Below are 11327 nucleotides of genomic sequence, written 5' to 3'. Positions count from 1 at the left end.
GGCATCGTCGGCTGCACATCCGCCGGAGACGGGGCCGTCGCCTGCCGGGGCGGTGCGGGGCGCGGCGGCGAGGGACGGGTCTCCTCGACCGAACCGGGTCCGCTCTGGGGTGGGGCCGAAGGGCCTTGCTGTCCAGGCTGTTTCGGGCCCGACGCCGGTCGCGGCGTGGCCGGGGGCTTGGTGATCGGCACCCGGCCCGCGCCCGGCGTGACCCGGTCGGTCCCGGCCGGCTTCGGCGCGTCGGCCGGGCGCTGGACCGGCAGGGCGACGGTCTGCGCGTCGTCGGGCTTGATCACCGGCATGGCCACGGTGACGTCTTCGGATCCGGGCGGCGCGGTCTGCCCGCCCGTGTTCATCTTGACCGTGTCCGCCTCGGGGGAGGACTCGTCGGCCGCCGGTGCCGGGCGCTGCACGCGCATCACCGTCGTCGGTGCGTCACCGTCCGGCGCCGCATCGGGTGCGGTGACGTCGGGATCTGTCTCCGCGTCCGGTGCGCTCTTGCTCGCTGCCGGCTGATTCCGCGTGCCTCGCTTGATCACCTCGGTCTTCGCCTCGGCCGCGGAGGTGCCGCTGGGGGATTCACCTTGACCAGCACTGGTTGACGCAGTGTCTTTCACCGTCCGGTCGGCCGCACCACCCTTGGCGAGGTCCGTCGCGTCGCCCCCGGCACCGGGCTCAGGTTGTGCCTCAGCGGTTTTCGGGTCACGCGCGGTGGAATCCGACTGAGTCGCCTCGGCGGACTTGCCCTGACCGCCTCGCTTGATCACCTCGGTCTCGGAGTCGCTGCCCGTGGTCGCCGAGTCAGAGCTACCCTTTTGTGCCACAACAGTTTTCGCGCTATCCGAAGCCGCGTCCTCGCCGCTCGGCGTATCTTCGCCCTTCGCGGCCTGACCCGGTGCGCTGACCTTGGGAATAGCCCTCGGATCCGCCGAGCCGCCCTGCTGACCCGCGTCCGGGCCGGACTTCGCAGCCTCCGATGCTGACCCGGAAGAGCTTGACGCTGCACCTTTCTCAGCCACCGCCCCAGCTTCCGGCCGACCCCCCGACGCGGCACCCCGCGCCGCTGGGTCGCCCCCGGCCGAAGCACTCGTGCCGCTCCCGCCCTCCTTAACGGAAGGGCCCCTCGCCCCGCCTGCCGCTGCTCGGGGTTGCCCTGGCGCTCCGCCGGATTGGCCTGGCGTTGCGCCCGGCCGACCCGGCGCTGCTGCGGATTGGCCTGGCGCTCCGCCGGATTGGCCCGATGCTCCGCCGGATTGGGCCGGTGCTGCTCCGGGCTGGTTCGGCGTCCCGCCGGCCTGGGCCGGCGTTCTGTCGGATTGCTTTGGCCCGGAACCTGTTCGGCTCGATGTTGGGCCGGAACCGCCGGGCGCTGCACCGGAACCGCCGCCCTTTGGACTGGAGTTGCTACCGGTCGCGCTCGAATTGCCTGGGGAGGCAGTCGAGTTGCCAGGCGTCGGGCCCGGAGTGCCGGGGGGCGAGCCCGACTTGCCAGGCGCTGTACCGGAGCCGGGAGTAGAGACAGAGCCGCCGGGTGCCGCCGCGGCGGGGTTGCCGGACGTTGCGTCGGGGTTCGCTGGGGCGGGGCTGGGAGGAGGCGGCGTGGGGCCGGACTTCTTATCGGCGCTCAAGGCTGAAGTCTTGGCCGGGGTGCCCGTGTTTCCCGGGGAAGGGAGGGGGCGGGTGGGGGCGGCGGGGGTGCGTTCCGTGGGGGCGTCGGGGCGGGCGCCGGGCGCGGCCGGGTCAGCGCTCTCCCGCGCCGGGTTCTTGTCGTCGTTCGGGTCGGACACGCACTACCCCTCGGTCAGGCGGAACAGTTGAACTCGACGGCCAGCTTAACGGGCACTGCCGGGCGTAGTCCGACTTCAGACCCCCGAGCGGGTCCGTCGGCCGACCGGAGCGAATGCGGCGGCGATCGTCGATCGGTGCACAATGAAGCCCATGACCTCGTTCGGTGATCTGCTCGGCCCCCAACCGGTACTCCTGCCCGAAATCTCCGACGCGGAAGAAGCGTTGCTCGACAAGGCCGACCCGGTGCGCGTCGCGGCCGATCATCCGGCCGCGTCGATCGCGTGGGCCTATTTGGCCGAGGCGGCGCTGACCAGGGGTGAAGCCCAGGACGACCCGATCAACCACGACGTGGTCGCCGCGTACGCGTTCGCCCGCACCGGCTACCACCGCGGCCTCGATCTGCTGCGCCGCAACGGGTGGAAGGGCTTCGGCCCGGTGCCGTGGAGCCACGAGCCCAACCGCGGCTTCCTGCGCAGCGTCGGCGCGCTGGCCCGCGCGGCCAAGCTGATCGGCGAGACCGAGGAGCACGCGCGCTGCCTGGATCTGCTGGAGGATTGTGACCCGCGTGCCGCGGCCGAACTCGGGCTCGACTGAGGCGTAGTTGCTAGATCTCAGACCTCGCGTAGGCGTCGCGCGCGACAGCAGCATGGATCGGCTGCGCTCCTCGTGGGCGCGGCTGCGCCTGTCGGCGCTGCCGATTCTGCAATGCGCGGTCGGCGCCGCGCTGGCCTGGTTCCTCGCCCGCGAGGTCGTCGGCCACCCGCAGCCGTTCTTCGCGCCGACCGCGGCCGTGGTGTCGATCGGCATCTCCTTCGGCGCCCGGCTGCGGCGCTCGGTGGAGCTGGTGGTCGGCGTGGCCGTCGGTATCGGCATCGGTGACCTGTTCATCACCAGGGCCGGCACCGGCGTGTGGCAGATCGCGCTGGTGGTCGCGGTCGCCATGGCCGCCGCCGTCTTCCTCGACGGCGGGTCCATCATCACCATGCAGGCGGCCGGCTCCGCCGTGCTGGTCGCGACGCTGCTGCCGCCCTCGGCGGGCGGCGGCTTCTCGCGCATGATCGACGCGTTGGTCGGCGGCTTGGTGGGAGTCGTTGTGGTGGCGTCGATTCCGCTGCACCCGGTGCGCCGCGCGCGCGAGCAGGCCGCGGAGATCCTCGCGGTGATGAGCAAGTCGCTCACCGAGTGCGGCGACGGCCTGCTCGAGCAGGACCCCGACAAGCTGCGCGCGGCCCTCACCGCGGTCCGCGCGACGCAACCGCAGCTGGACTCGCTGCGCGCCACGCTCGAGGGCGGCAAGGAGATCAGCCGAATCTCCCCGCTGTACTGGAATTCTCGCGCCCGGCTCGAACGCATCAAGGCGACCGCCGATCCGCTCGACAACGCGGTGCGCAACACCAGGGTGCTGCTGCGCCGCTCGCTCACCCTGGTCCAGGACGACGAGATACTCGATCCCCGGCTCATCGACGAGGTCGAACGGCTGGGCCAGGCAACCGAAGTCGTGCGCCGGATGATGCTCGCCGACCCGGGCGAGCAGCCCGACCAGGCCGAGGCGGCCAGGGTGCTGCGCACCGTCGCCAAGGAGGCGCGCCCGGAACTCGTTGAGGGCGCGGGACTCTCGGCGCACGTCGTGTTCGCGCAGGTGCGTTCGATCGTGGTCGACCTGATGCAGGTGTGTGGCGTCAAGCGGATCTCGGCGATCGCGCTGCTGCCGCCGACGGTGCCGAAACCGTTCGTGACACCCGAGGACTGAACCGACTACTCAGCGGTTTCTGGACATTCGTGCCGGTTTCGCGTGGGTCACGCCTGGCCGCGCGGCGGCGCCGGCCGATCTTGGAGTAGTGCGCTACTCGTGTTCCGGCGGCCCCCACCCCATAACTTGAACAGGTGACCGCGATCGAACGAGGGGTGTCGCGGTCGACCACTTCGCACACGAGCGAACCGCCTTCCGGCCATAGGTGTGGTGGCCGGCGGGTGAAGGCGGTTCGCCTGCTGCGAGGAGCGGAGCCGCCCGGGCCCGGGGGTCCGGCCGGGCGGCTTCGTGTTCGTCAGTCTCCGCTCTGCTCCTTGCTGAGCGGGAACATCCTGGCCCGGCCCGGCCGCAGCGTGAAGCGCCGCCGGTCGAAGTCCCAAAACCGGTAGATCGGCCACTGCACGGTGTGCGCGAGCCACGCGCCGACGATGACGACCCGGTGGAACGGCAGCACCTGATAGCCCTGGTTGGTGATGGTGCGCAGGCCGCCGAGCTGGAACTGCCACCAGCGGCGCGGACTGGTCCGGCGCCGCCTGGCCGAGGTCTCGACGCGCAGGTCGATCAGCTGGTCGATCGGCAGTCCGCGCTTGGTCAGGCACAGGGCCAGGTCGAGATCGTCGATAACGTCCGGGCGCACCACGGTGTCCTCGCGCACATCCAGCCAGGCGGTGCGGCGGATGGCCATGTTCGGACCGTGCATGTTGCCGACCCGGCCGCCGAGCTTGCCGCGCCGATCCTGAAGGTAGTAGCCGAATTTCAGGAAGAAGCCGACCGGCGAGTCGTAGTACGTCGTGATGCCGGTGACCGCCGCGACCTCGGGATGCTCGGTCAGGTGCCGCCGGATGGTCGCGCCCCAGTCGGGCGCGACCAGGCAGTCGGCGTCGGTGCGCGCGATGAAATCGCCGCGCGCCTTGTCGAATCCGGTGTTGCGGGCCCGCGCGACGCCGCGCCGCGGCTCGTCGACGAGCTCCACCTTCGGATGGCTGAGGGCGTAGTCGCCGACGAGTTCGCGGGTGCCGTCGTCACTGCCGTTGTCGACGACGATGACCTCGTCGATGGCGTCCTGCGCCACCAGGCGGTCGAGGGTCTGGGTGATGCACGCCGCCTCGTTCAGGACGGGGATGACAACGGATAGGACATTCGCCGAGCCGGGGGTGCTCATCGGTCGTGCTGCTCCAATTCTGCTGCGGGCATGCGGAATTACCGCCGGAACGGTCTGTTACCTGCCTGAACAGACGCGCGGCTTAGGTGAGTGGAAGGGGTTGCCCCCGACCCTAGTTCCCTTGCCGCACAGGCGAAATCCCCAATGCTTGGGGGCACCAGATCCTCAGGTGTGCTCGCCCACCGCGGACACGCGGGCCCGGCCCGGCCGCAGCGTGAAGCGCCGCCTGTCGAAGTCCCAGAACCGATAGATCGGCCACTGCACGGTGTGCGTCAGCCACGCGCCGACGATGACGGCCCGATGGAACGGCCGCACCTGATAGCCCTGATCGGTGATGGTGCGCAGCCCGGTCAATTGGAAGCGCCACCAGTCGCGCGGGCTGGTCCGCCTGCGCCTGGCGGAGGTTTCGGCCCGCATGTCCGTCAGCTGCTCGATGCGCAGGCCGCGTTTGGTCAGGCACAACGCGAGGTCCAGATCCTCGGCGACGTCGGGCCGCATCGTGGTGTCGGCCCGCACCGTCTCCCACGCGGATCGGCGAATGGCCATGTTCGGGCCGTGCATATTGCCGACCTGGCCGCCGAGTTTTCCGCGCCGATCCTGAAGGTAATAACCGATTTTCAGGAAGAAGCCGACGGGTGAGTCGTGATAGGTGGTGATGCCGGTGACGGCGGCGATCTCCGGGTGCTCGGTCAGGGTGTGCCGGATGACCTCGCCCCAATCCGGCCCGACGAGCGTGTCCGCGTCGGTTCGCGCGAGGAAATCGCCTCGCGCCTTGTCGAATCCGGCATTGCGCGCCGCGGGAATGCCGCGCTGCGGCTCCTCGATGAGCGCGACCTGCGGGTGCGCGGCCGCGTAGTCGAGCACGATTTTCTGGGTGCCGTCCTCGCTGCCGTTGTCGACGACGATGATCTCGTCGATCGCGTCCTGGACGACGAGCCGGTCCAGGGTCCGCTCGATGCTTGTGGCTTCGTTCAGTGCGGGAATCACGACGGACAGAACCGTCGCTGCCATGTTGTTCATAGTGTCCTGCTCCAGACGGGCAGCGGAAAACTCCGACGGTCGGCCGGTTTTCGCTGCGGTACGCGCGTCGTTGCGCGGTGGTGGTCGGCCGGACTCGGTCATCGGTGGTGACGCCGGTCCGAAGACGGCAGTCCGGCCACTGTCGTTGTGTGACAAGTCGATGCACGCGACGATCGTGGTAGCTACCGATCTCGCATGCCTGAATACCCCATTACCCCCATAATGATCATCGGGTTCGTACCCTAATCGATGGAGGGCGGGTCGGCATCTCTTCGCGCTAAGTCCAGAAGCGCGTCAGATAACTGCCGTAGCGGGACCAATTCGACGGCACCCCAGAGACTTCGAACAACGCGTAGACGGCGTCGAAGAAGACTTGATTGATGGCGGGGGTGAACAGCAGCGCGAACAAGATCAGCATGCCGAACGGTTTGAATTGATCGAGCGAGCGGCGCGTCTGATAACTGAGCGACGGCTCGAGAATTCCGTAGCCGTCGAGCCCCGGCAGCGGTATCAGATTCAGCAGGGCCGCCGTGATCTGCAGGAAGGCAAGGAAACTCAGCCCGAACCACAGCGCGGGATGGGAGTCGGTGCTGCCGAAGAGCCGCACGATCACCAACAGCAGCACCGCGCACAGCGCGTTCACCGCGGGCCCCGCGCCGCTGATCACGCGCTGCGTGCGCGGCGAAAAGTTATGTGTATGAACGTAGACCGCGCCGCCGGGCAGGCCGATGCCGCCCAGCGCGATGAACACCATCGGCAGCACGATCGACAACAGCGGGTGGCTGTACTTCAACGGATTCAGCGTGAGGTAGCCGCGCAACTCGACCTCGCGGTCGCCCGCCCGCCACGCCATGAACGCGTGCGCGAATTCGTGCAGGCACAGCGTGACGATCCAGCCGAATACCACCAGGACGAACACGCCCACCTTGGCGCGGGTGGCGGTCAGCTCGGCGTCCCAGGCCAGCACGCCGCCGACGACCGTGACCAGCACGACGAGCAGGAAGATCGGGCTGGGCCGCACCGCGCGCGAGCGCCGGTCGGCGGGGAACCGCGCGGTCATCGGACCAGCAGCCAGGGCTCGTGGTGGCGGTAGAAACTCGACCGCGGCACCGTGCGCTCGGTGCGGATCCCGTCCCTGGTCACCACCGCGCCCGGCGTGCCGAGCTGGGCCGCGCGGCCCTCGACCCAGCGGCGCTTGCGCATGCCCTTCTGCGCGCTCGCGCGCACACCGGGCTGGTGCATGGTCGGCGACACCAGCATCGCGGTGATCTTGCCGGAGAACAGTTGCACATCGTCCACGTAGGCCTCGCCCTCGAGCTTGTCCTCGCCGACCCCGGTGATTCGCGCGCGGCCCACCAGCACCTGACCGGTGTCGTCGCGGATCAGCGGCACCTCAGTGGCGCGCCCGTCGATGGCGCGCTTGGCGGCGGCGTTGCCCGTGCCCGTCTGGTAGGCGCGGGACCCGTAGGTCTTCTCGACCGGCACGTAGCCGATCTCCACGTGCAGTCGCTCGGTGCGCATCAAATGGGTCAGCACCGTGGCGAGCGCCGCGTCGTCACCCAGCACGATGAGCCGGGGCAGGCTGTCGGCGGCCAGCACGGGAAGCAGTTCATCGATCTCGCCGGTGTCGGGGATGGCGGCCGTCGAGCTGCTCGGCAGCGCCGCGAGGGCGATCGGTACCGGTGCGCCGTCGCAACGGAGAACGTGGGTACTCAAACTGCCGTACACCCTCCTCGGTTCGAGCCGACACCCGTCGGACCCTTCGCCAGTTCCGCCGAACCCTGCCCGGTTGCGACGGCTGCCACCATAGCCCTGCCCGGCGACGGTCACACGGTGGTCGAACCCACGGCCTGCGCACCGGACTCGCCAGGCGGCGGCGCGCGGCGTGTCCACCAGGGCTCGCCGACGCCGCCAATCACACTACGCAGAGATCCGGTCCCACGCCGCCGCCGACGCGTCGACTAGACTGTGCTCCCGGCCACCGCCTCGACCCGGCACAGAGCGCTCGTGAGCGTGAATGCGCGAGGCCGCAGTAGCTGCAGCACGGGCGTTCATCCGCCCGGCCGGTCCGCCGGCCGCCATTGCTCAGGGTGTTGCACGTCGAACCGTAGGAGAAGCAACCATGCCGGCAATCGTCCTGATCGGCGCCCAGTGGGGCGACGAGGGTAAGGGCAAAGCCACCGATCTACTCGGTGGCCGGGTGCAATGGGTGGTCCGATACCAGGGCGGCAACAACGCGGGCCACACCGTGGTGCTGCCCAACGGCGACAACTTCGCGCTGCACCTGATCCCCTCCGGCATCCTCACCCCCGGCGTGACGAACGTCATCGGCAACGGCGTCGTGATCGATCCCGGCGTGCTGCTCGACGAGCTGGCCGGACTGGAGGAGCGCGGCGTCGACACCTCGGGCCTGCTGCTCTCCGCGGACGCGCACCTGATCATGCCGTACCACGTGGCCATCGATAAGGTCACCGAGCGCTTCCTCGGCAACAACAAGATCGGCACGACGGGTCGCGGCATCGGCCCCTGCTACCAGGACAAGGTCGCCCGCGTCGGCGTGCGCGTGGCCGACGTGCTCGACGAGAAGATCCTCACCCAGAAGGTCGAGGCCGCCCTGGAGTTCAAGAACCAGGTGCTGGTGAAGATCTACAACCGCCGCGCGCTGGACCCGCAGCAGGTGGTCGACGAGGTGCTCACGCAGGCCGAGGGCTTCAAGCACCGCATCGCCGACACGAGGCTGAAGCTGAACGTCGCGCTGGAGAACGGCGAGACGGTGCTGCTCGAGGGTTCGCAGGGCACGCTGCTCGACGTGGATCACGGCACCTACCCGTACGTGACCTCGTCCAACCCGACCTCGGGCGGCGCGGCGGTCGGCGCGGGCGTCGGGCCGAACAAGATCAACACGGTGCTCGGCATCCTCAAGTGCTACACCACGCGGGTCGGCTCCGGCCCGTTCCCGACCGAGCTGTTCGACGAGTTCGGGGCCTACCTGGCCAAGACCGGCGGCGAGGTCGGCGTCACCACCGGCCGCGCGCGGCGCTGCGGCTGGTTCGACGCGGTCATCGCGCGCTACGCGACCCGGGTCAATGGCATCACCGACTACTTCCTCACCAAGCTGGACGTGCTCTCCAGCCTCGAGACCGTGCCGATCTGCGTCGCCTACGACGTGGACGGCGAGCGGGTCGAGCAGATGCCGACCACCCAGACCGGGTTCCACCACGCGAAGCCGATCTACGAGGAGATGCCGGGCTGGTGGGAGGACATCTCCGGGGCCCGCACCTTCGAGGAGCTGCCCGCCAACGCGCAGGCCTACGTCCTGCGGCTGGAGGAACTGTCCGGCGCGCGCATCTCCTGCATCGGCGTCGGCCCCGGTCGCGACCAGACCATCGTCCGCCACGACGTGCTCGGGTAGACCGAGTACGCCGTCGCGCGGCGCGCCTTCAGGGTTCATGCCCGCGTTACTTCGGGGACGTGCACTGCGAAATGTATTCACGGATACAGTAAGAGCTATGGCTCGGAACTGGCCGATGATCGAGCGCGTGACCGAGTTCGAGGCGATCCGCGCGGCCCTCACCGGCACGGAACATGTCGGCGCGGTCCTCACCGGCGATGCCGGTGTCGGCAAGACGACGCTGGCCAGACAGGCGACGGCCGAGGTCGGCGGCAATATCCGCTGGGTGGCGGGCACCGAATCGGCCCGCAGCATTCCGCTCGGGGTGTTCGCGCACATGGTCGGCGTCTATACGGCGCACGATCCGGTGACGTTCATGTCCGCGGCGCGCGAGGCGTTGCTCGCGGACGGGCACACCATCATCGGCGTCGACGACGCGCACCTGCTCGACCAGTTGTCGGCGACGCTGCTGCTGCAGCTGGCCATCGACAAGGCGGCGCACATCGTGGCCACCGTGCGCAGCGGCGTGCCCGTGCCCGACGCGGTGACCTCGCTGTGGAAAGACGGCCATCTGCTGCGTGTGGACCTGAATCCGTTCACCCAGCGCCAAAGCGTCGACCTGGTGGAGTCGATGCTCGGCGGCCAGTTGGAGGGCTTCACCGCCAATCTGATGTGGGAGTCCTCCGGCGGAAACGCCCTGTTCCTACGGCATTTGGTCGAGGGCGCGCTGGAGGCGGGCTCGCTGCGCCAGGTCAACGGTGTGTGGCAGCTGCGCGGGCGCGCGGCGGTGACCTCGGAATTGGCGGCGCTGCTGGAGGATCGGGTCGAGCAGCTGCCCGAGGACGTGCTGCACGTGCTGGAGCTGCTCACCTTCTGCGAGCCGATCGACCTCGACGTGCTCGCCGAGCTGGCCGGCGAGGACGCGGTGGAGTCCGCCGAGACCCGCGGCGTGATCCGGGTCGTGGAGAACTCGCACCAGCTGACCGTGCGCTACAACCATCCGCTGTTCGGCGAGGTCATTCGGCGCAGGCTCGGCATCGCCTCGGCGCGCCGGTTGCGCGGCAGGCTCTACTCCTCGCTCAAGGAGCGGCCGATCAACTCCGCCGCCGACCGGATCCGGCTGGCCGAATTGGCTTTGGACAGTGACAAATCCGCCGATCTCGAGTTGTTCGAGGCGGCCGCGGCCGACGCCATCGGGTTGGCGAATCTGCCGCTCGGCGAGCGCTTCGCCAGGGCGGCCGTGGAGCGCCGCGGTGGGGTGGAGTCCGCCGACCTGCTCGCGCGGGCGCTGCTGTGGCAGGGCCATCGGATCGAGGCCGAACGCATGCTGGCGTCGTTCGACCCCGACGAGCTCAACGAGGTGCAGCTGGCCCGCTGGGGCAGCACCAGGGTCGCGAATCTGTTGTGGGCCATGGGCGATGCCACCCGGGCCGACGAGGTGCTGACGCTGGTGCGCGCCAAGGTGCGGCATCCGAAGATCGCCGCCATCCTCGACGGACTCGCCTCCGCGTGCGCGGTCAACGAGAACCGCATCGACGTCTCGATCACCGAGGCGGAGAAGGTCATGGCGGTGAAAGGCGCACCGGCATGGGCGATTTGGTGGGCGTCGTTCGGTGGCTGCCTCGCGCTGACCCTGATGGGCAAGGGGGAGGCCGCGCTGCAGTACGCGGCGCGCGGGCACGAGGTGGAGAGCGACATCGACGGGCTCAACCGCTTCATGTCGACCCACGCCGAGGTGCTCGCGCTGATCCTCACCGGTGACCTCGAAGCCGCACGGCGTTGTGCCGCAGCGTATTTCGGCTACTCCGCCCCCGGTCAGTATCTGGCGTGGGGCATGTCGAAGATTTTGCAAGGCACCGTCGACGTGGCGCAGGGGCACTTCTCCGACGGCATCGAGAATCTGGAGCAGGCGCTGGCGGCGCTCGCCGCCGAGGGCGCGGCCGCGTGGATGTTCCCCGCGAGAATTCGTCTCGCCGAGGCGTATTCGGCGCTGGGCCGGTCCGCCGAGGCGGCCGAGGCGATCAAGGACGCCACCGATCGCGGCGGCAGGCACAGCGCGGTCTACGAACCGCAGCTCGAGATCGCCCGCTCCTGGCTCGCCGCCGCGGAGGGCACCGTCACCCCGGCCATCCGGCTCGCGATGAGCGCGGCCGACGCGGCCGCCCGCTCCAACCAGCACGCCATCGAGGCGATGGCGCTGCACTCGGCCGCCCGCT

The 11327-nt window shown here is 69.6% G+C and carries 8 protein-coding genes and 1 pseudogene; 4 read left to right on the top strand and 5 right to left on the bottom strand.

Features of this window, described 5'->3' with window-relative positions; translation table 11 throughout:
- Window positions 1-824, bottom strand: a pseudogene (locus ON39_RS49860) (hypothetical protein); the annotation flags it as partial.
- 1114 nt (window positions 825-1938) lie between these two features.
- On the opposite strand from ON39_RS49860, the gene ON39_RS31455 reads away from it, so the two are divergent.
- Window positions 1939-2382 (top strand): DUF3151 domain-containing protein, encoded by a 444-nt coding sequence (locus tag ON39_RS31455; protein WP_040739687.1) that lies wholly within the window; start codon window positions 1939-1941, stop codon window positions 2380-2382.
- Between the two features lie 52 nt (window positions 2383-2434).
- Window positions 2435-3538: an FUSC family protein gene (locus ON39_RS31450; protein ID WP_085998291.1), complete on the top strand. Its 1104-nt coding sequence runs from the start codon at window positions 2435-2437 to the stop codon at window positions 3536-3538.
- Between the two features lie 295 nt (window positions 3539-3833).
- Here ON39_RS31450 and ON39_RS31445 read toward each other — a convergent pair whose 3' ends face one another.
- From ON39_RS31445 to ON39_RS31430, 4 genes are all read right to left on the bottom strand, one after another.
- Window positions 3834-4700, bottom strand: a complete 867-nt coding sequence (locus ON39_RS31445; protein WP_040739679.1) for a glycosyltransferase family 2 protein — start codon at window positions 4698-4700, stop codon at window positions 3834-3836.
- A 165-nt stretch (window positions 4701-4865) separates the two neighbouring features.
- On the bottom strand, window positions 4866-5711 hold the full coding sequence (locus tag ON39_RS31440) for a glycosyltransferase family 2 protein (protein WP_040739685.1): 846 nt from the start codon (window positions 5709-5711) through the stop codon (window positions 4866-4868).
- Window positions 5712-5997: 286 nt separating this feature from the next.
- Entirely contained in the window at window positions 5998-6780 is a 783-nt protein-coding gene (locus ON39_RS31435) for a site-2 protease family protein (RefSeq protein WP_083894806.1), read from the bottom strand.
- Entirely contained in the window at window positions 6777-7436 is a 660-nt protein-coding gene (locus ON39_RS31430; RefSeq protein WP_040739683.1) for a hypothetical protein, read from the bottom strand. The genes ON39_RS31435 and ON39_RS31430 overlap by 4 nt, the downstream gene beginning before the upstream one ends.
- Window positions 7437-7842: 406 nt before the next feature.
- Here ON39_RS31430 and ON39_RS31425 point away from each other — a divergent pair, with 406 nt between their 5' ends.
- Window positions 7843-9132, top strand: coding sequence for an adenylosuccinate synthase (locus tag ON39_RS31425; protein WP_040739677.1), 1290 nt, complete (start codon window positions 7843-7845; stop codon window positions 9130-9132).
- 97 nt (window positions 9133-9229) lie between these two features.
- On the top strand, window positions 9230-11327 hold a 2098-nt coding region (locus ON39_RS31420), incomplete at its 3' end, for an ATP-binding protein (RefSeq protein WP_040739682.1).

The organism is Nocardia tenerifensis NBRC 101015 (assembly GCF_000308715.1).
GTDB lineage: Bacteria > Actinomycetota > Actinomycetes > Mycobacteriales > Mycobacteriaceae > Nocardia > Nocardia tenerifensis.
This window is presented reverse-complemented; position numbering and strand designations above follow the sequence as displayed.